Raw genomic sequence first — 19,518 nt, 5'->3', positions numbered from 1 at the left:
ATCCGGGCGGGCCTTGTTGGACGCCGCCCGGTACGCCGGCGAACCTCTACCTCGCCTTCTGAAGCTCGGCGGCAAGCGCCTGCAGCAGCCCGCGCGTGCCCTCCTCGCGCCCTTGCGCTGAATCGACGCCATCGAAGAACGCACCCTGTTCGGTATAGGTCAGGCGGGTGCCCTCGCCGGAAGGTGCAAGCTCGACCGTGGTGAGCGACGCCGACAGCGGCTGCGCCCCGACCGCCATCCGGTATGAAAATACGATGCGCCGGTCAGGGACGATGTTCTGGAACTGCGCATCGAGCCTGATCTCCGGGCCGCCCTGGTAGCTGAACCGCGAAACCTCGCCGCCGCCGACACGGAAATCGAAGGTGAATTCGGCGATGGTGAAGCCGTCGCCTTCGACGCGCCAGCGCCGCACCGTCGCCTTGTCGGCAAAGGCGAAGAAGACGCGCTCGGGCGATTGCGGATAGGTCCGCTCGATCGTGAAGGTCGAATGGATGACGGAGTGCTCGTCGTTAACCGGGGCAATCTGGTTCATTTCTTGTCGTCCTTTTCCTGCTCGTGGAGTGTTGCTTTCGATTGGTCAGTCTCCGCCAGGATCTGGCCGAGACGGTCGAGCTGGCGTTCGGCCGGCGTACGGCGCGCGGCGATCCAGTCGGCAAGCGGGGCTAGCCCGCCGGGCTCGATCCGGCAGGTGCGCACGCGCCCGATCTTTTCGCTGCGGATCAGCCCGCACGCTTCAAGCACCTGGAGGTGCTGGAGCACGGCGGCGAAGGTCATGCCGAACGGCTCCGCCAACTGGCTGACGGTGGCCGGCCCGCGGCTCAGCCTTTCCAGGATTGCCCGGCGCGTCGGCTCGGCAAGAGCCCGCAGGATGCTGTCAATCTCGGAATACTTAAGCATGGACTTGAGTATTTCGCCGATGACACAAATTGTCAAGTCACGACTAAAGTATTTTTGCAGATGGTGAGAGCCGGCTGGAAAACCCGCGACGCGGGTCATTGCCAGGGGAAATTGCAAGGGAAATTGCCTGCGCTGCAAAACGGCGCGGAAACGCCAGCGATGCTGTCAGCCAGCAGGCCGGTCGCGCGTCAATCCTCGTGCAGCACAAATTCCAGGTAAAGATTGCGCTGCAGGATCGAGTGGTTGTCGTCGGACATCAGCGCCACGATCAGCGCGCCATCGTCGCGGGTCCAGACGTCGAGCGCTTCCATGTTGTCGATCTGGTAGCCCATGTCGGCTTCGAGCAGCACCGGCCCGTCGGCGACGGCGCCCTTCTCGACGCTTTCGCCATAGATGCGCCGCAGCCGCATCTTGACGCCGCCGGCCATCGAAAAACTGCGCTCCAGAAGCAACAGGTCGCCGTCCGGCAGGAAGGCGCCGTCGGTGATGTCGAAATCGCCATTGCGCTTGACGGTGAAGACGCCCTTGCGCGGCCCTTCGATGATCGCGGCAAAGATGTTGCCGGTCTTGTCGAGGCTCTTTTCCGACACCACGACCAGTCCGCCCGCGTGCTGCCCGTTGAGATTGGCGCGGGTGACGGTCTCAAAGCCGCGATTGCGCCGAAGTTCCCAGGCCGGAATCAGGAAGTCCAATTGCCTGAACGGCGCCTTCATGTCGTCCGGATCGATCTTGAACTCGGCGATACGGTGATCGCGCTCGAAACCGACCGTGGCAATGCCGTCCTTGACCGCGAGGCCTTCGGCATCGACCGCCCATTTCTCGTCGATCGGCTGGCCGGCCGCATCGACCATCTGCTGCATGCGAAAATTCTGGATGCCGGAAGGCCGCTTGTCGGCATCGTGAACGAGGGTGCCGAAGAACCAGAAGCCGGTGTCGGCGACGCCGATGAAATCGCTGCCTGGCTTGAGGAACCGAAGCGCCGACAGCGCGCCGAAATCGCGCGTCGGCGAGGTCATTTCGAGCCCGCCGACGAATTCGAGCGGCCCGAACTGTTTTTCGTCATTGCCGATGCGAAACTGGGTTATGGGCCGGGCCGAGATTTCGGCCGGCTCGACCGAGGCCGGGCCGGCAGCGACAGCCGGGGCCAAAGTGATGCCGAACAACGCAATGGCGGCCAAAAGCTTCTGCCAAAAGCCGCCGCGGGAAAAAATCATCCGGCGCGCCGCATGCCGCCGCGCCGCGTGTCGCGCACGGTTTCCTCGGCGAACAGCGAGGCCAGCTGCTCGGTCATGGCGCCGGCCAGTTCTTCGGCATCGACGATGGTGACGGCGCGGCGATAGTAGCGGGTGACGTCGTGGCCAATGCCGATGGCCAAAAGCTCGACCGGCGAGCGCGTCTCGATGAGCTCGATGATGGCGCGCAGATGCCGCTCGAGATAATTGCCCGGATTGACCGACAGCGTCGAATCATCGACCGGCGCGCCGTCCGAGATCATCATCAGGATCTTGCGCTGCTCCGGCCGCGCGATCAGCCGGTTGTGCGCCCACAGCAGCGCCTCGCCGTCGATGTTTTCCTTGAGCAGGCCCTCGCGCATCATCAGGCCGAGGTTGCGGCGCGCCCGACGCCACGGATGGTCGGCGGATTTGTATATGATGTGGCGCAGATCGTTGAGCCGGCCGGGGTTCGGCGGCTTGCCTTCCTTCAGCCATTTCTCGCGCGCCTGTCCGCCCTTCCAGGCGCGGGTGGTGAAGCCGAGGATTTCGACCGAGACGCCGCAGCGTTCCAGCGTGCGCGCCAGGATGTCGGCGCAGGTCGCGGCGACGGTGATCGGCCGGCCGCGCATCGAACCCGAATTATCGAGCACCAGCGACACCACCGTGTCGCGGAATTTGGTATCGCGCTCCTGCTTGAAGGACAGAGGCTGCATCGGGTCGATGACGACGCGCACCAGCCGTGCCGGATCGAGATAGCCTTCTTCGAGGTCGAAATCCCAGGAGCGGTTCTGCTGCGCCATCAGGCGGCGCTGCAGCCGGTTGGCCAGCCGCCCGACGACGCCGGAAAGGTTGGCGAGCTGCTTGTCGAGGAAGGCGCGCAGCCGGTCGAGTTCCTCCTCCTCGCACAGTTCCTCCGCACCAACGGTCTCGTCGAAGGCCGTGGTGAAGACCTTGTAATCGATCTCTTTCGGCAGATTGGTGAAGGGGTTGTCGTTGCGGCGCGCCTCGCCGGGCGTCTCCGCATCGGCGTCGTCATCGTCGGAGAGATCCTCGGCGGTAGCGTCGGAGGCTTCCGTCTCGGCCGATTGCTCGTCGTCCGACGATGCCTCGGTATCCTCGGACTGCGACTGCTCGGAGCCGGAATCGTCTTCGCCGCCCTCCTCGCTCTGCTCCTCGCCTTGCGGTTGGTTTTCGTCGTTGTCCTCGGAGTCTTCCGTCTCCTGGTCATCGCCGAGCTCCTCGGCCATTTCCATGGAGGCGAGCATCTCGCGCACCACGCGGGCGAACGCCTGCTGGTCATCGAGCTTTGCCGACAGCCCGTCGAGATCGGCGCTGGCTTTTTCCTCGACCCAGGGCCGCCAGAGATCGACCAGCCGTTCGCCGCTTTTCGGCACAGTGCGGCCGGTCAGCTTTTCGCGCACCATCAGCGCCAGCGCTTCCTCGATCGGCGCGTCGGCCTTGTCCTTGACGTCGACGAGGTTGGTCCTGGCGTATTTGTCCTCCAGCATCGAGCCGATATTGTCGGCGACGCCCTGCATGGCGCGGCTGCCGATCGCCTCCACCCGGGCCTGCTCGACCGCGTCGTAGATGGCGCGGGCCTGCTTGCCTTCCGGCGCCAGCCTGGTGTGGATGCGCGCATCGTGGCAGGCGCGCTTCAGCGCCATGGAATCGCCGAGCCCGCGGGTGATGGCGATGTCCGCCTTCGATGCCTTCTTCGGCAATTCCGGCAGCCGGGCGCGGCTGCCGGCCAGCGCCGGCCGGTCCTTGGCGAAGCCGACCTCGAGATCCTTGTCGCCGGCGATGGCGCGCATGCAGACGGTGACGGCGCGCTTGAAGCTGTCGTTCTCAGCGCCGGTCTTGGATTTGTTTCGCGTGTTGTCGCCCGGACCCGCCATCGAGACTCTGCTTAGCCCAGCACCACATTGGCAGCCGATTCCGGCAGATCTTCGCCGAAGGCGCGCTGATAGAACTCGGCGACCAGCGAGCGTTCCAGCTCGTCGCATTTGTTGAGGAAGGTCAGCCGGAACGCCATGCCGATATTGCCGAAGATTTCGGCATTCTCGGCCCAGGTGATAACCGTGCGCGGGCTCATAACCGTCGACAAATCGCCGTTGATGAAGGCCGAGCGCGTCATGTCGGCGACGCGCACCATCTTGTTGACGATCTCCTTGCCCTTGCCATCGCGGTAGTGCTTGGCCTTGGCCAGCACGATGTTCACTTCATTGTCGTGCGGCAGGTAGTTCAGCGTGGTGACGATCGACCAGCGGTCCATCTGCGCCTGGTTGATCTGCTGGGTGCCGTGGTAGAGGCCGGTGGTGTCGCCCAGCCCAACCGTGTTGGCGGTCGAAAACAGCCGGAAGGCCGGGTGCGGGCGGATGACCCGGCTCTGGTCGAGCAGCGTCAGCCGGCCCGACGATTCCAGAACGCGCTGGATGACGAACATCACGTCCGGGCGGCCGGCATCGTACTCGTCGAAGCACAGCGCGACATTGTGCTGATAGGCCCAGGGCAGGATGCCGTCGCGGAATTCGGTGATCTGCAGCCCGTCCTTGACGACGATGGCGTCCTTGCCGACGAGGTCGATACGGCTGACATGGCTATCGAGATTGACACGCACGCAGGGCCAGTTGAGGCGGGCGGCGACCTGCTCGATATGCGTCGACTTGCCGGTGCCGTGATAGCCCGACACCATGACGCGGCGATTGTAGGCAAAGCCGGCGAGGATCGCCATGGTCGTGTTCTTGTCGAACAGGTAGTCCGGATCGATGTCGGGCACGTGCTCGCTCGTCACCGCATAGGCCGGCACCACCATCTTGGAGTCGAAGCCGAATGTCTCCTTCACCGACACCGTGGTGTCGGGCAGGTTGGCGATGTCGCGATCGACCTTGTTCATCTCTATCAACGTCTCCACAAGCGAAACGCCGCGTTTCGCCGGCAATCGATTTTGTTCGGGGGCGGTCTTAGAGCCTTTTCCAACCTTATGAAAGTTGGAAAGCGACACGAACCGTAAGGTCGCTCAGCACAAACCTGCCTGCTTGAGCACGCGATAGGCCTGGAGCACATCGCGGAACCGGTCTTCCGAACCTCTGTCGCCGCCATTCGCATCCGGATGGTGGCGTTTCACAAGTTCCTTATAGCGCGCCTTGATATCCTTGCCAGTTGCCTTTGTATCAAGGCCAAGCGTTTCCAGTGCCTTGGCCTCAAGCGGCTTGGCCTTGCGCTCGCGTGCTTCGCGCGGGTCCTTGGGGCCTTTGAACAGGTCGAACGGATCGCGCATGCGATTGTAGTAGCCGGCGCGACCGGAGCGCGCCTGGGCAAAGTCCGGCGAGGAGCGGGTCGAGGCGCCGTTGACGCCCATTTTCCAGGTCGGCCGATGGCCGGTCATGGCTTCCTTCTGGAAGCGCGCGATCTCGGTGTCGGGAACGCCCGAGAAATAATTGAAGCCTTTGTTGTACTCGCGCACATGGTCGAAGCAGAACTGGAAATACTCGCCTTCCTTCATCCGTCCGACCGGGGCACGGTGGGTACCGGCCTCCTTGCAGCCATCCCACTGGCAGATCGGCGAACGCGACTTCAGCTCCGCGTCCTTCTCCGGGCGGATGCGAATCTTCTCGAAATATTTTGGGTACGGCTTCATCTCACCCATTTATGGGCTGTTCGCTGATGCGAAACAAGAATTGACATTTTCGCGATGATCGCCCTAACCGCTGAATCGCGGCATAAAACCGGCGAATTGCGAATTTTGTGCGATGACATAGATGTGGTGAAGGGAAGCGGCGATGTCCATACAGGCAACGATGGAAGATAAGCTGAAAAAGGCGTTTTCGCCGGAACGGCTGGACGTCATCAACGAAAGCCATCTCCATGCCGGGCATCATCATGTGGATTCCGGCCATCACGCCACCTTCGACGGCACTGGCGAGACGCATTTCCGCGTCCGAATCGTCGCGCCAGCCTTTGCCGGCATGAGCCGCGTCGCGCGTCACCGCGCAGTCAACGATCTGCTGGCCGAGGAGTTGAAATCCGGCGTCCACGCCCTGGCGATCGAGCCGGTGGCGCCCGGTGAAAAGACCCGCTGGTAAATTTCAGCCGAGGCTCGCCCTCAGGAAAGCCATCACCGCGGCGGTCAATGCATCGCCGTCGGTGCCGAAGTCGCGATTGATCGACATGTGCGAATAGGCGCTGCCGTCGAACAGCGTGATCCTGGTTCCGGTGGCGCGCAGACGCCCGGCGAAGGCCTGCGCGTCCGCCGCGCGGGCTTTCGCCCGCGAATGGGCGATGAAGGTCGGCGGGTGCTTGCGGCCTTCCACATAGGTGACAGGCGACAGCGCGCGCCACTGCGCCGGATCGGGAAAGGCGCGGGCATAGACCCCTGCCATGCCGCCGCTTCTGGCCAGCGCCTCCAGATCGTAGGCCCTGGTGTCGTCGAGAACCAGCGCCGCGACGCCGGGCAGGCCGCCGCGCAGCCCGGTCAATGCGACGAGATGGCAGCCGGCCGAATGGCCCATGGCGACGATCCGGTCCGGATCGCCGCCATGCCTGGCGATGTTGGCGCGGACGTAACGATAGGCCAGTTCGACATCTGCCGCCTGGGTGGCGACGTCGGCTTCAGGCAGCATCCGGTAGTCGATCGAGACGAAGCCGAAGCCATTGTCGAGCAGGAAACCAGGCTTGGAATTGACATTGTTGCGGTTGCCGACCCGCCAGGCGCCGCCATGGACGAAGAAGACAACCGGCAGGCCGCTTGCGCCATCGCGGGAATAGATGTCGAGCTTGGCCGGCCCATAGTCGAAGGTTTCGGGCGACGGCGAACGCAGCCGCAATGCCGCCGCCTGTCCCGGCAGCAGCGCCGCCATCGACGCCAGAAGCAGGCTTCGCCGATCGATCGTCACCAACTCCTGACTGCCCACGGCTGCCACAAGGTGCGCACTGTCATTCTCCAAGCATCGCCGGCTTGATCCTCAGCCGCGCGATACGGTTCTTGTCGCGCTTCATGACGACGAAGCGCTTGCCGTGAAACGTAAAGGCCTGCTTTTCGTCCGGGATCGACTGCGCCTCGTGGATGACAAGGCCGGCGATGGTGGTGGCTTCCTCGTCCGGCAGGTTCCAGTCGAGCGCCCGATTAAGGTCGCGGATCGGCACCGTGCCGTCGACGACGACGGAGCCGTCGGCCTCCTGCTTGACGCCCTGGATGTCGATGTCGTGCTCGTCGGCGATCTCGCCGACGATCTCCTCGATGATGTCTTCCAGCGTCACCAGCCCTTCGACCTCGCCATATTCGTCGACGACGATGGCGAAATGCGCCTTGCGGCGCAGGAAGGCATTGAGCTGCTCCTGAAGCGTCGTGGTGTCGGGCACGAACCACGGTTTCGACGCGATCTTCATCACGTCGATCCTGGAAAAATCGTTGCCGACCTCGTTCAGCGCGCGCAGCAGATCCTTCGCGTGCAGCACGCCGACAATGTTGTCGAGCGAACCCTTCCACAACGGCATGCGGGTGTGCGGGCTCTGCAGGATCTCGCGAACCACCGCTTCGGGCGGGTCGTCGGCGTTGACGGAGCGCATATTCGTGCGGTGGACCATGACGTCCGACACTTCGAGCTCCTCGAGGTCGAACAGGCCGCCGATGCGGGCGCGGTCCTCGCGCACCGCCTGGCCGTCGCGACGGAAATCGTCGACGGCGCCGCGCAGTTCCTCGCGCGCCGAGCGCTGCGGCTCGATGCGTTGCAGCTCGTAGCCGAAGGCGGCGAGCAGGCGCCGGCGCAAGACGAAGCCCAGCAGGCCGAGGCCGGCGAGCACGGCAGCCGCGATCCAGCCGGCCTGGCTCATCCCGGGCGGCTTTCCTGCCGACCCGGATGGTTCTCCCGGAGGAACGCCAGCACTTCCGAGGCCGGCACATCCCGGGCGATAAAGGCCTGGCCGATGCCGCGCGTCAGGATGAAGGTCAGCTCGCCGCGCGACACCTTCTTGTCCTGGGTGGTGAAGGAGAACAGCGTCTCGGCGTCGGGCAGTTCGCCTGGAATGTCGGCCATGCGCCAGGGCAGACCGACGGCGCGAAGATGCGCCTCGACACGCGCCGCGTCGTCGGGGCTCGCCAAATTGAGCCTTGACGAAAAGCGGTGCGCCAGCGCCATGCCGATGGCGACGCCCTCGCCATGCACGAGCCTTGCGCCGTCATAGCCGGTCGCCGCCTCCAGCGCATGACCGAAGGTGTGGCCGAGATTGAGCAACGCGCGGTCGCCGGTCTCGAACTCGTCGCGGGCAACGACGTCGGCCTTGGCACGACAGGCCTCGGCGATGGCCGCAGCCCGCTCCGGCCCGCCGACAAACACTTGACGCCAGTTTTCTTCCAGCCAGGCGAAAAACTCGGGCCGGTCGATCAGCCCGTATTTGGCCAGTTCGGCATAGCCGGCGCGAAACTCGCGGATCGGCAGCGTGTCGAGCACTTCGGTGTCGGCCAGCACCAGCCTCGGCTGGTGGAATACCCCGACCAGGTTCTTGCCGCGCTTGCTGTTGATGCCGGTCTTGCCGCCGACGGAGGAATCGACCTGCGCCAGCAGCGAGGTCGGAACCTGTACGAAGTTCATGCCGCGCCGCGCGATGCCGGCGGCAAAGCCGGCGAGGTCGCCGACGACGCCGCCGCCGAGCGCGATGACGACGTCGCCGCGCTCCAGCTTGGCGGCCAGCACGCCGTCGACCACCTCTTCGAGATGCGCAAAGCTCTTGGTCTTTTCGCCTGGCGGCAACGTGATGACGGCATGTTGGATGCCACCGCTTGCCAGGCCGGCCGCAAGCGTCGCGAGATGCGCGGCCGCAACGTTTTCGTCGGTGACGACCGCCGCCCGCGTCCCCGGCAGACAGCGCGAAATCTCGGCGCCGGCGCGTGACAGCAGGCCGGGACCGATCAAAATATCGTAGGCACGCTCGCCAAGCCCGACTTCGACAGAGACCGTTGCATCAGCGCTCACGACCGCACCTCGTCAATATCGGCAACGCCGAGATGGCCGCGCAGCGCGTCCACCACTTCGGCGGCAATGATCTCCTTGCGGTCGTCGCGGGTCGGCACGACGACATCGGCCGCGGCATAAACCGGGTAGCGTTCCGCCATCAGCCGTTCCAGCACGGCGCGCGGATCGGCGCTTTTCAGCAGCGGCCGGTTCTGTTTCTTGGAAACGCGCTCCATCAACAGGTCGATCTCGGCTTTCAGCCAAACCGAAACGCCATGGCTGGCGATCGCCTCGCGCGTCTGCGCGTTCATGAAGGCGCCGCCGCCGGTCGACAGCACCTGCGGCCCGTGCTCCAGCACACGCAGGATGACGCGCTGCTCCAGTGCTCGGAACTCCGCCTCGCCATAGCGCTCGAACAGGTCCGGAACGCTCATGCGCGAAACAGTTTCGATCTCCTGGTCGCTGTCGATGAAGGGCAGTGCCAGCATCGCCGCCACCTTACGGCCGATCGCCGTCTTGCCGGCGCCCATCAGCCCGACAAAGACGATGGAACGGCCGCCCAGCCGGCCGAGCAGCGCGGCATGGCTCTCGCCCGGAGGATTTGCTGGTAGCGCGTTCATGCTTCTAGGGCCTCTTTGGCGGCGTATCGACATCAAAAGCCTGTTTGCGTCAAGCGCGGCGCAACCTGGACTATGGGCTTCACCCTTGAATTGGCCGGATTGGCGTCTCATAAGGGCACAGGGTTGGAAATGCAGAATAAGACGACGGGCGAAAATTAATGCCAACACTGTTTCGCTTTGTCGTGACGCTCGCGATTCTGGCCGGCATTGTCTATGGCGCGATGTTCGCCCTGGTCATGTTCGTCGAGCCGAGAAAGGCGGAAATGAGCGTGCGTATCCCTCCGGAAAAGCTCAATCCCAAAAAATGAACAGCGCCGCCCGCATCGAAGCTTTCCTGGAGATGATGAGCGCCGAGCGCGGCGCCGCCGAAAACACGCTTTCCTCCTATCGCCGCGACCTCGAAGACGCTTCCGCCGGGATCGGCGGTGGGCTTGCCGCTGCCACCAGCGCCGACATCCGTGCCTATCTCGACGACATCGCCGCGCGCGGCTTTGCCGCCACCTCGCAGGCACGCAAATTGTCGGCGATCCGGCAGTTCTTCAAGTTCCTCTACGCCGAAGGCCTGCGGGGTGACGATCCGACCGGCACGCTGGACAGTCCGAGGAAAGGCCGGCCGCTGCCTAAGACGATGAGCGAGGCCGATACCGGCCGGCTGCTCGACCGCGCGGCGCAGGAGGCGGTGGACCCCTCCATGCATGACGGCGACAGGCTGGCGGCGCTGCGCCTGCACGCACTGGTCGAGGTGCTCTACGCCACCGGCTTGCGCGTTTCGGAGCTGGTCGGCCTTCCCGTGACGGTGGCACAGCGCGACGACCGCTTCTTCATGGTGCGCGGCAAGGGCAACAAGGAGCGCATGGTGCCGCTGTCGGCCAAGGCGCGCGCGGCGATGCGGACATGGCTTGCCGCACGGGCAACGGTGCCGGCTTTTGCCGACAGCCCGTTCCTGTTTCCGGCCGCCGCCGACAGCGGCTATCTCTCGAGACAGGTCTTTGCCCGCGAGCTGAAAGGGCTTGCCGCGCGGGCCGGCATTGCCACGGCGAAGATATCGCCGCATGTGCTGCGCCATGCTTTCGCCAGCCATCTGCTGCAGAACGGCGCCGATCTCAGGGCCGTGCAGCAGCTGCTCGGCCATGCCGATATTTCAACGACGCAGATATACACGCATGTGCTGGAGGAGCGGCTGGTGCGTCTGGTCAACGATCATCATCCGCTTGCCGACTAGGCGTCATGTCGCTATGTGAGAACGACGTTCCACCGCGCCCAGCCTGCATTTTCAGGCTTGCGTCAGTCATTGCCTTCCGACTTGCCGGTCCGCCCAAGAATGTACAATTACCTCGATTTCGAAAAGCCTGTGCAGGATCTCGAAGGCAAGATCCTTGAGCTGAAGAAGCTTGCCGAGAACGGCGAGGCGGTCGATGTCGGCGATGAGATCGCCCGTCTCGAAAAGCGCTCGCGCGATGCGCTGCGCGACGCCTACAAGGCGCTGACGCCATGGCAGAAGGTGCAGGTGGCGCGCCATCCGGACAGGCCGCATTGCATCGACTACATCAAGGGTCTGCTTACCGATTTCACGCCGCTCGCCGGCGACCGCAATTTCGGCGAGGACCAGGCGATCGTCGGCGGCTTCGCCCGCTTCCGTGGCGAGCCGGTGGCAATCATCGGCCAGGAGAAGGGTTCCGATACGACAAGCCGGCTGAAGCATAATTTCGGCTCGGTGCGGCCGGAGGGCTACCGCAAGGCGGTGCGGTTGATGGAACTCGCCGACCGCTTCCAAATCCCGCTGCTGACGCTGGTCGACACGGCCGGCGCCTATCCGGGCGTCAACGCCGAAGAGCGCGGCCAGGCGGAAGCCATCGCCCGCTCGACCTCGGCCTGCCTTGGCCTGAAGGTGCCGTCGATCTCGGTGGTGATCGGCGAAGGCGGCTCGGGCGGCGCCATAGCGATCGCCACCGCCAACCGCGTCTACATGCTCGAACACGCCATCTATTCGGTGATCTCGCCGGAAGGCGCCGCCTCGATCCTGTGGCGCGACACCACGCGGTCCAAGGACGCTGCGACCAACATGAAGATCACGGCGCAGGATCTGTTGGAGCTGAAGATCATCGACGCCATCGTCGCCGAGCCGCTCGGCGGTGCCCATCGCGCCCCCGAAACGGTGATTGCCGCCACCGGCGACCTCATCGCCAGGACGATGAAGGAATTCTCCGGCGCCAACACCGACTTCCGCGAGCATCGCCGCGAGAAATACCTGGCGATGGGCCGCAATCTGTAACGTCCGGCAGGCACGCGGCCCGAAATGTGGCGGCGTGAACCAGTTTTGCCACAAAAATGCCGCCGCATTCGGCTCAGTGGGGTTGCCGTAAGGGGACGCGCCAGCATGATTGCGGTAAGGAATTTTCAAGGTTAACGGGCTTAGGGTCCGTCAGTGGTCAGTTTAGCAGCCGCGGCATCCGCGGCGCAGAGATGAAGACGATAGCCATATCCATGTTTGCCAAGCTTGCCCGCACCGGAGTTCTGATCGCTGCGATCGGCGTCGCCGGCTGCAATGACGCTTCGATGAAGGATTTTGCGCCGCAAGCCAACAAGCCGCTGCCGGACAAGATCCTGGCCGAGATGAAAGCCAAGGGCATGGTCCGCACCTCCTCGGTGATGGCCCGCATCTTCAAGGAAGAAGGCAAGCTCGAAATCTGGAAGGCCAAGACCAACGGCCGCTACGACCTGGTCGCCAGCTACGACATCTGCAAATGGTCGGGCAAGCTCGGGCCGAAGTTCACCGAAGGCGACCGCCAGGCGCCGGAAGGCTTTTACACGGTCCGCCCGGCACAGATGAATCCGCGGTCGAATTACCACCTGTCCTTCAACATCGGCTACCCGAACGCCTATGACCGCGCCAATGGCCGCACTGGTTCCAACCTGATGGTCCATGGCGCCTGCTCGTCGTCTGGCTGCTATTCGATGACCGACGCGCAGATCGAGCAGATCTACGCCTTCGGCCGCGACGCCTTCCAGGGCGGCCAGACCGAGTTCCAGATCCAGGCTTTTCCGTTCCGCATGACCGCAGCCAACATGGCGCGCTATCGCAACGACCCGAACTACGAATTCTGGAAGATGCTGAAGGTCGGCTACGACAATTTCGAGGTCACCAAGGTGCCGCCGAAAGTCGACGTCTGCGAGAAGCGCTACGTCTTCAACCAGGTAGCGGCCGACGGCTCGCCCTTCAATCCGACCGGCGCTTGCCCTGCGACCACCCAGCCCGATTCGCTGAAGAGCGCCATCAACGCCTATCAAAGCACCTATGAGGCGGCCTTCAACGGCGCCGTCAAGGCCAGCGTGCCGGCACCCAAGCCGACCATCGCCGGGATCAAGGAAGCCAGCATCGTTTCCGACTGGTCGAAGCGGCGTGCCCGCGGCGAACGCGTTCCGATCGAGCCGCCCTCGCTCAACCCGGACGGCACGGTGGCCGAAACGGCGCGCATGGGCCGCATCGATTCGCCGGCGGGCCGCAAGATGGCGGCGCTCGACGCCGAAAAGGCCGCCAAGCAGAAGGCCGAGGAACAGCGGCTTGCCGCGATAGAAGCGGCGAAGGCCGCGAAAGCGGCAGCCAAGGCACAGGCCTTGGCCGAGAAGGAAGCTGCCAAAGCCCAGGCGCTCGCCGAAAAGGAAGCTGCCAAGACCGCCGCCGAGGTGCCTGTCGCCACCGCCACCGTAGCGCCATCGGACGCCGCCCCGGCAGTCGAAACGCAGGCTGCGGACGCCGAAAGCACGGCGACAAGGTTGAAGAAGAAGCTGCTCGGCATGTTTGGCGGCTGAACTTCATGCTTGAGCAAGACGATGGGGGACAGGAACACAGGCCCTCAACCAGCCCCGCCGCCGTCTACGACCTCAAAGGCCTGAACTGCCCGTTGCCGGTGCTCAAGGCAAAAAAGCGCCTGGCCGCAATGCAGCCGGGCAGCCGGCTGTGGCTCGAAACCACCGACCCGCTCGCCGTCATCGACATTCCCGCCTTCTGCGCCGAGAGCGGCCATCGGCTGATCGAGACAACGGCGATGTCAGGCGGCCACCGCTTCCTGGTCGAGCGCGGGATCGGCTGAGTCTCGACTTAGCTCGTTCTGGCGAAAGCGGCTGAGCGGGATAATCTCCCCCCTTGAGGGGGAGATGGCCGGCAGGCCAGAGGGGGTTGCCGCGCGTGAAGCGCCAACCTTTTCTTTCGTCCCACAGGGGGTCGCGCCAGCCGAGGCGACCCCCTCTGCCGCCTTCGGCGACATCTCCCCCTCAAGGGGGGAGATCACGATCCGGCAATAGCCAGCGGGTTGCTTTCCAGTGCTGCGCGATCCGGCGTGTCGATCGACGGCCGGTTGGTGAAGGCGGCGAACAGCCGCCGGACATAGTCTTCGGGCATGTCGAGCGTGATCAGCACCAGTCTGGTGCCGCGCTGGCTGTCCGGCCAGGCCGGCAGTTGCACCGGCGGATGCAGGATCTTCTGCACGCCATGGATAACCAGCGGCCGCGACGGGTCTTCGGCAAGCTCGATGACGCCTTTCATCCGCAAAAGGCGCTCGCCATGCGCCGAGCGCAACAGATCGAGGAACATCTCGATTGCCGAAAACGGCACCGGCCCGTCATGAACCAGCGAATACGAACGCACGCGGGAATCGTGCCTGTGGTCATGGTGATCATGGTCGGCATGGTCATGCCCGTCGTGATCATGCCCGCCGTGGTCATGCCCGTCGTGGTCATGGTCGTGGCCGGCTTCTTCGCCGAGCCAACGCTGCACATCGACGGATTTGGTGGCCGGATTGTAGAGGCCGCTATCGAACAGGGTCGCGGTGCTTGCCTCGCCCGCGTCAAGCACCACGGCGCCCGGGTTGAGCTGCCTGAGCCGCGCCCGCAACGCCTCGACATCGCCTGCATCCGTGGTCAGGTCGGCCTTGCTGAGCACGATGCGATCGGCGACGGCCACCTGCTTCACCGCCTCGACATGGGCATCGAGCGTCGCATTGCCGTTGACGGCATCGACCAGGGTGATGACGCCGTCGAGCCGGAAGGCCTGGACCAGGGCCGGGTGTGCCATGATCGACTGCAGTACGGGGGCGGGATCGGCGAGCCCGGTGGTCTCGACGATGACGCGAGCAAGCCGGTCGATGCGGCCGGTCTGCAGGCGGTCGACGAGGTCGGCCAGCGTGTCGACCAGCCCGCCCCGCACCGTGCAGCAGAGACAGCCGTCGGAGAGCTGGATGATGCCGTCGGAGGCCTGCTCGACCAGGAGATGGTCGATCGCCACCTCGCCGAACTCGTTGATGATGACGGCGGTGTCGGCGAGCGCCGGATCCCGGAGCAGCCGGTTGAGCAGCGTCGTCTTGCCGGCACCGAGAAAGCCGGTGAGCACCGAAACGGGGATCGGGAAGCCGGCCATGCGGCTAGTTCAGCGCCTTGGCCGGCTGCTGGACCTGCGCGGCGGTGGCGGATCCGGCCACAACTGGCTCGGCGCCGGCCGGCGGCGCCCGGTCCGGCCGCCATGTCGGCAGCGGCACGTCGGCATATTCCTGCCCGGAGGCGTCGAGCATCGCCTTCGGCTTCGGCCCCGTGGCGCCGCCGAGGCCTACGGCGATCAGCGTCGGTACATGGTCGAGCTTTTCCTGATAGGGCGATTTCGGCACGTCCTTGCCCTTGTCGCCGACCGCGGGGGCGGCTTCCGACTGCTCCTCGACCGGTTTCTTCTTGCAGATTTCGTCGTTCATGTCGTTGGCCGACATGGTGTCGCCATAGGCGGGCAGCGCCGCGACCGTCAGCCAGCTCGGCGCCGGGGTTGCAAAACCCTGGTCGAGCAATTTTGCCGCCGCCTCGGCGCGGGTGACTGCCGATCGTTCGCCGAGCACCACGGCGACCAGGGTGCGGCCGTTGCGGGTCGCCGAGCCGATCATGTTGAAACCGGACGAGCAGACGAAACCCGTCTTCATGCCGTCGGCACCCTGATAGCGGCCGATCAGCAGGTTGTAGTTGGAGATCGCCTTCTTGCCGACGGCAAGGCCTTCGATCGAGAACCAGGGGGCATATTGCGGAAATTCCTTGCGAATCGCCATCACCAGCAAAGCGAGATCGCGCGCTGTCGTATACTGGTCCGGCGAATAGAGCCCGTTCGGATTGACGAAATGGGACCCGCTCATGCCGAGCCTCTGCGCTTCGGCGTTCATGCGTTCGGCGAAAGCCGCTTGCGAACCGCCGATATTCTCGCCGACCGCCATGGCGATATCGTTGGCCGATTTGACCAGCATCATCTTCAGCGCATTATCCAACCGCATCACCGAGCCCGGCTTGAAGCCCATCTTGCTCGGCGGCTCGCCGGCAGAATGTTTCGTTACCTTGATCGGCGAATCGAGCTGGACCTCGCCCGCGGCAATCGCACGAAACGCCACATAGGCGGTCATCAGCTTGGTCAGCGAAGCCGGGTACCAGCGCCTGAACGCCTCCTGGTGCTGCAGGATCTTGCCGCTGTTCAGGTCGAACAGGATTGTCGGATTGGCCAAGGCAGGCCCGGCCAGCGACGCAAGCACCACCGTGCCCGCCACCAACAGTTTGAGGAAATGCCTGTAGCGCATCATGAAAACCGAAATAGCCTCTTGCCGCAGTCCCACCTGGCTCCGTAAGATTTCGTTACACGATCGCCAGGATAATGGTCCGGCCCTCTGTTCCCGGACCACAGTCGCGGTGCTATTTACTCTATGTGACGTCAACATGGCAAAGTGCTGCCGATCACAATGTGGAAGCAGCAGCACAATGCAAAGCAGCGTGCATGGTTGCAAGGCAGCAGGCACAATTGCAAAGCAGCAGGCCAAGACCGCCTGCTCCAACAGCGAAATGGAACCATCATGCCGATCCTGAACCGAGCCGCCGAAATGCAGGACGAGGTGGCCGGCTGGCGCCGCCATTTGCACCAGACGCCGGAGCTGAATTTCGACGTCTTCAAGACCGCCGCTTTCGTCACCGAGAAGCTGAAGGCTTTCGGCTGCGACGATATCGTGACGGGTTTGGGCAAGACCGGCGTCGTCGGCATCATCCGCGGCCGCCACGGCGAAGGCTCGACCATCGGCCTGCGCGCCGACATGGACGCGCTGCCGCTCAACGAGATCACCGGCAAATCCTATGCCTCGACCGTCCCCGGCAAGATGCACGCCTGCGGCCATGACGGCCACACCGCGATGCTGTTGGGTGCCGCCAAATACCTCGCCGAAACACGCAATTTCGCCGGTTCCGTCGCGGTCATCTTCCAGCCGGCCGAAGAGGGCGGCGGCGGCGGCAACGAGATGGTCAAGGACGGCATGATGGAGCGCTTCGGCATCTCCAAGGTGTTCGGCATGCATAACATGCCGGGCCTGCCGGTCGGCCAGTTCGCCATCAGGCCGGGTCCGATCATGGCGGCGACTGCCGAATTCACCATCACCGTCAAGGGCCGGGGCGGCCACGCGGCGATGCCGCACGGCACCATCGATCCGATCGTCATCACCAGCCAACTCGTCGGCGCATTGCAGACGATCGCCTCGCGCAGCACCGATCCGGTCGAGGCGGTGGTCGTCTCGGTGACGAAATTCCACGCCGGCGACGCCTATAACGTCATTCCCGAGACCGCCGAGATCGCCGGCACCGTACGCACGCTGAAGAAGGAAGTCGCCAAGAAGGCCGAAGAGCGCATCCGCGCGCTTTGCCAAGGCCTGGGCGCTGCCTTCGGCGCGACAATCGAGGTTGATTACAATGCCAATTACCCCGTCACCTTCAACCATCCGGAAGAGACGGTCTTTGCCAGCGACATCGCGGCCGACATCGCCGGCGACAGCCATGTGCACCGCGCGATCCAGCCGGTGATGGGCGGCGAGGATTTCTCCTACATGCTTGAAGCGCGGCCGGGCGCCTTTATCTTCATCGGCAATGGCGATACCGCCGGCCTGCACAACCCAGCCTACGACTTCAACGACGAGGTCATCCCGCACGGCATGAGCTATTGGGTGAAGCTGGCGGAAACAGCGCTGGCGGCGTAGCCATTCGGCATCGGCGGTGCAGCAACCGCCGCACCTCTGGGCGGCAAAACCGGGCAGGACATGTTCTGCTGGTCACTTCCGGCCGGACGACTTCCGGGCAAGGCCGAAGGCAATGCCCAGAGCAATACCTATACCGATGCCCGCAACAATGTTGTCCAACACGACGCCGATAGCCACGCCGGTCACGACGCCGAGTGTGAGGTGTTTGGCATCCATTATGCCCGGTCATGTAGCGTGGAAGGGAAGAGCCGCAACCGCTACGGTCCGCTCTTCGGATCCTCGACCTCCAGCGCCTCCATGACCGGCGCCAGCTCATTGTCGCCGGCAGCCTGCGGCTCTTCGCCTGTCCTCGCCTTCTTCAGGGCTGCCTCGATCGCCTCCTGGATATTGCCGAGCTCGTCTTCGCGAACCTCGTGGCCATAGCCGGCAGCGTCGGCATCCTGTTCGAATTGCTGCGCCAGGACGGCGACGCTCACCTCGCTCTCGGCCGGCAGATTGCCGACATTCTCCTGCAGCCAGGTTTCAAAGAACTCTTTGGTGGCGCTCATGCGGTCTCTCCTTCGGGACACTAAAGCGCGCCGGCATCCCGAAAGTTCCGCTATCTGAGCCGTCTTTGCACCCGTTGCCGGCTGCCACGCAATTCAGCGCGGCCAGGCGGCGTTGGCGCCGCCTGGCTCGGCTGCTTACTGGCTGGCAGCAGTCGTCGGTTCGCACGACACGTTCGGGTTCATATCCGCGAACGCGCCGGTCGGGTTGCCCTTCCAGGCCCAGACATGCAGCTCGTAGAACGGGCCGAGGCCATAGCGGTTGGGCGCGCTGTTGAAGTTGAACAGATGTCCATCGAGCGAGGCCGGGCCTTTCGACGTGATGTATTCGACCGCGATCAGTTTTAGCGTGCCGTCGGCCATCGGCTCGTACATGACGGCTTCAGGCTTGGCGACATCGACCGCGTCGTCCTTGAGGTAGCCGGGATTGACGTAATGGATGCCCATGGCGCCGCCGGTGATGCCGCTGGCGCAGGGGATCGGCGCATAGCCCTCGGCGGTCGCCGCCGCCACATTCTCGAAGCGGCTGTTGGCGGCGCGTACCTTGTCGGCCAGCGGATTGGGACCGGACGCGGGCGCTGCCTGATGCGCCTGCGCCAACGCAGTGCAGGCCGACAGCAGCGCCGCGGCAGCGAGAAGTCTATTGCGAAAGTTGATTGTCATAGTCATTCCATTCTTCTTGAAAAGCACAGCCCGGCTGGCCGCCGGAGGTAAGGAGGTCCGGCAGGTGGGCGCTGTGGCTGTTGTTGCTGGGAGATCCCTGTCCCGATGCGACGAATGCAGGGGAAGATCATCCCTTCGGCAGATACGGGATGGTTCCGGCCAGATCGGAGTTGTCGATCAGCTGGAAACGGCTGTCGCTGCCGCCCTGACGGGCCGAAACGAACGGCGCGTAGGCAGGATCGTCGGTGAAGGCGCGCGCCGCTGCCTCGGTCGGGAACGCCATCAAGGCGATCAGCGTCGTGTCGAGCGGCTTGCCTTCGAGCGTCTTCACATTGCCGCTGCGCGACAGATATCTGCCGCCGTGCTTGTGAACGAGGTCGTGGACCGACGCGGCATAGGCCGGCATCCACTTCGGGTCCCTCACCTTGATGTCTGCGATAACGTAAGCGGTCATGGGTCATGTCTCCTGGTCGTGCACAGGGGTATCCCGTGCAGCGGCCAAGGCTCGCATGGCAAGGGTCGCGCCAGCCAGTCCGCGATCTGTACTGGTGTGGTACAGTTTCTGTACTCGCCGTGCCGCCGGAGAAGGCCTATGATCCCGG

Annotated in this window: 23 protein-coding genes; 7 read left to right on the top strand and 16 right to left on the bottom strand. The window is 64.3% G+C overall.

The window, feature by feature from the left end; genetic code table 11:
* Positions 1 to 46 precede the first annotated feature (46 nt).
* The 6 genes from NKI97_RS00320 to NKI97_RS00295 all read right to left on the bottom strand — a co-directional run bounded on the left by NKI97_RS00320 (position 47) and on the right by NKI97_RS00295 (position 5,757).
* Positions 47 to 532, bottom strand: a complete 486-nt coding sequence (locus NKI97_RS00320) for an SRPBCC family protein (RefSeq protein ID WP_352832063.1) — start codon at positions 530 to 532, stop codon at positions 47 to 49.
* On the bottom strand, positions 529 to 897 hold the full coding sequence (locus NKI97_RS00315; RefSeq protein ID WP_352451219.1) for an ArsR/SmtB family transcription factor: 369 nt from the start codon (positions 895 to 897) through the stop codon (positions 529 to 531). Before NKI97_RS00315 ends, NKI97_RS00320 begins: the two co-directional genes overlap by 4 nt.
* Before the next feature lie 188 nt (positions 898 to 1,085).
* Positions 1,086 to 2,111, bottom strand: coding sequence for an esterase-like activity of phytase family protein (locus NKI97_RS00310; RefSeq protein ID WP_352745362.1), 1,026 nt, complete (start codon positions 2,109 to 2,111; stop codon positions 1,086 to 1,088).
* Positions 2,108 to 4,006, bottom strand: coding sequence for a cobaltochelatase subunit CobT (gene cobT / locus NKI97_RS00305; protein ID WP_352743737.1), 1,899 nt, complete (start codon positions 4,004 to 4,006; stop codon positions 2,108 to 2,110). The genes NKI97_RS00310 and cobT overlap by 4 nt, the downstream gene beginning before the upstream one ends.
* Positions 4,007 to 4,017: 11 nt before the next feature.
* Positions 4,018 to 5,004, bottom strand: a complete 987-nt coding sequence (gene cobS, locus NKI97_RS00300) for a cobaltochelatase subunit CobS (RefSeq protein ID WP_352451201.1) — start codon at positions 5,002 to 5,004, stop codon at positions 4,018 to 4,020.
* Positions 5,005 to 5,127: 123 nt separating this feature from the next.
* Positions 5,128 to 5,757: a J domain-containing protein gene (locus tag NKI97_RS00295; protein WP_036238769.1), complete on the bottom strand. Its 630-nt coding sequence runs from the start codon at positions 5,755 to 5,757 to the stop codon at positions 5,128 to 5,130.
* 133 nt (positions 5,758 to 5,890) lie between these two features.
* Here NKI97_RS00295 and NKI97_RS00290 point away from each other — a divergent pair, with 133 nt between their 5' ends.
* Positions 5,891 to 6,193 carry a BolA family protein gene (locus NKI97_RS00290; RefSeq protein ID WP_352832059.1) on the top strand — a complete coding sequence of 101 codons (303 nt, stop codon included), beginning with the start codon at positions 5,891 to 5,893 and terminating at the stop codon, positions 6,191 to 6,193.
* 3 nt (positions 6,194 to 6,196) lie between these two features.
* On the opposite strand, the gene NKI97_RS00285 is transcribed toward NKI97_RS00290, so the two are convergent.
* The 4 genes from NKI97_RS00285 to NKI97_RS00270 form a co-directional block, all read right to left on the bottom strand.
* A complete protein-coding gene (locus NKI97_RS00285; RefSeq protein ID WP_352832558.1) occupies positions 6,197 to 6,967 on the bottom strand; it encodes an alpha/beta hydrolase in 771 nt (256 codons plus the stop codon).
* Between the two features lie 76 nt (positions 6,968 to 7,043).
* On the bottom strand, positions 7,044 to 7,940 hold the full coding sequence (locus NKI97_RS00280) for an HlyC/CorC family transporter (RefSeq protein ID WP_352745351.1): 897 nt from the start codon (positions 7,938 to 7,940) through the stop codon (positions 7,044 to 7,046).
* Positions 7,937 to 9,079, bottom strand: a complete 1,143-nt coding sequence (gene aroB, locus NKI97_RS00275) for a 3-dehydroquinate synthase (RefSeq protein ID WP_352832056.1) — start codon at positions 9,077 to 9,079, stop codon at positions 7,937 to 7,939. The genes NKI97_RS00280 and aroB overlap by 4 nt, the downstream gene beginning before the upstream one ends.
* Complete coding sequence (locus NKI97_RS00270) at positions 9,076 to 9,678, bottom strand: shikimate kinase (RefSeq protein WP_352457618.1); 603 nt, start codon at positions 9,676 to 9,678, stop codon at positions 9,076 to 9,078. Before NKI97_RS00270 ends, aroB begins: the two co-directional genes overlap by 4 nt.
* A 158-nt stretch (positions 9,679 to 9,836) precedes the next feature.
* On the opposite strand from NKI97_RS00270, the gene NKI97_RS00265 reads away from it, so the two are divergent.
* From NKI97_RS00265 to NKI97_RS00245, 5 genes are all read left to right on the top strand, one after another.
* Positions 9,837 to 9,986 (top strand): hypothetical protein, encoded by a 150-nt coding sequence (locus tag NKI97_RS00265; protein ID WP_023677884.1) that lies wholly within the window; start codon positions 9,837 to 9,839, stop codon positions 9,984 to 9,986.
* Positions 9,983 to 10,900, top strand: coding sequence for a site-specific tyrosine recombinase XerD (locus NKI97_RS00260; RefSeq protein ID WP_352832053.1), 918 nt, complete (start codon positions 9,983 to 9,985; stop codon positions 10,898 to 10,900). The genes NKI97_RS00265 and NKI97_RS00260 overlap by 4 nt, the downstream gene beginning before the upstream one ends.
* A gap of 99 nt (positions 10,901 to 10,999) precedes the next feature.
* Entirely contained in the window at positions 11,000 to 11,950 is a 951-nt protein-coding gene (locus tag NKI97_RS00255) for an acetyl-CoA carboxylase carboxyltransferase subunit alpha (protein WP_352451195.1), read from the top strand.
* A 212-nt stretch (positions 11,951 to 12,162) separates the two neighbouring features.
* The gene (locus NKI97_RS00250) at positions 12,163 to 13,488 is read left to right on the top strand and encodes a L,D-transpeptidase family protein (protein WP_352832556.1); all 1,326 of its coding nucleotides are present in this window, start codon (positions 12,163 to 12,165) and stop codon (positions 13,486 to 13,488) included.
* A 5-nt stretch (positions 13,489 to 13,493) separates the two neighbouring features.
* Positions 13,494 to 13,769: a sulfurtransferase TusA family protein gene (locus NKI97_RS00245; RefSeq protein ID WP_352745344.1), complete on the top strand. Its 276-nt coding sequence runs from the start codon at positions 13,494 to 13,496 to the stop codon at positions 13,767 to 13,769.
* Between the two features lie 194 nt (positions 13,770 to 13,963).
* Here NKI97_RS00245 and NKI97_RS00240 read toward each other — a convergent pair whose 3' ends face one another.
* Both NKI97_RS00240 and NKI97_RS00235 read right to left on the bottom strand, forming a co-directional pair.
* Positions 13,964 to 15,091, bottom strand: a complete 1,128-nt coding sequence (locus NKI97_RS00240; RefSeq protein ID WP_352745341.1) for a CobW family GTP-binding protein — start codon at positions 15,089 to 15,091, stop codon at positions 13,964 to 13,966.
* A 4-nt stretch (positions 15,092 to 15,095) separates the two neighbouring features.
* Complete coding sequence (locus NKI97_RS00235) at positions 15,096 to 16,274, bottom strand: D-alanyl-D-alanine carboxypeptidase family protein (protein WP_352451217.1); 1,179 nt, start codon at positions 16,272 to 16,274, stop codon at positions 15,096 to 15,098.
* A 270-nt stretch (positions 16,275 to 16,544) separates the two neighbouring features.
* Between NKI97_RS00235 and NKI97_RS00230 the strand changes: the two genes are divergently transcribed.
* Entirely contained in the window at positions 16,545 to 17,708 is a 1,164-nt protein-coding gene (locus tag NKI97_RS00230) for a M20 aminoacylase family protein (RefSeq protein ID WP_352832050.1), read from the top strand.
* 72 nt (positions 17,709 to 17,780) lie between these two features.
* Here the strand turns inward: NKI97_RS00230 and NKI97_RS00225 are convergent, their stop codons facing one another.
* The 4 genes from NKI97_RS00225 to NKI97_RS00210 form a co-directional block, all read right to left on the bottom strand.
* A complete protein-coding gene (locus NKI97_RS00225) occupies positions 17,781 to 17,924 on the bottom strand; it encodes a glycine zipper domain-containing protein (protein ID WP_352832047.1) in 144 nt (47 codons plus the stop codon).
* A gap of 41 nt (positions 17,925 to 17,965) precedes the next feature.
* Complete coding sequence (locus tag NKI97_RS00220; RefSeq protein WP_352832045.1) at positions 17,966 to 18,256, bottom strand: hypothetical protein; 291 nt, start codon at positions 18,254 to 18,256, stop codon at positions 17,966 to 17,968.
* 135 nt (positions 18,257 to 18,391) lie between these two features.
* Complete coding sequence (locus tag NKI97_RS00215; protein WP_352754600.1) at positions 18,392 to 18,922, bottom strand: hypothetical protein; 531 nt, start codon at positions 18,920 to 18,922, stop codon at positions 18,392 to 18,394.
* 121 nt (positions 18,923 to 19,043) lie between these two features.
* On the bottom strand, positions 19,044 to 19,370 hold the full coding sequence (locus NKI97_RS00210; RefSeq protein WP_023677873.1) for a DUF1330 domain-containing protein: 327 nt from the start codon (positions 19,368 to 19,370) through the stop codon (positions 19,044 to 19,046).
* Positions 19,371 to 19,518: the final 148 nt, after the last annotated feature.

Source organism: Mesorhizobium sp. M0296 (assembly GCF_040321675.1).
Lineage (GTDB): Bacteria > Pseudomonadota > Alphaproteobacteria > Rhizobiales > Rhizobiaceae > Mesorhizobium.
The sequence above is the reverse complement of the archived record's forward strand: the minus strand, read 5'-3'. Positions and strand labels throughout refer to the sequence as shown.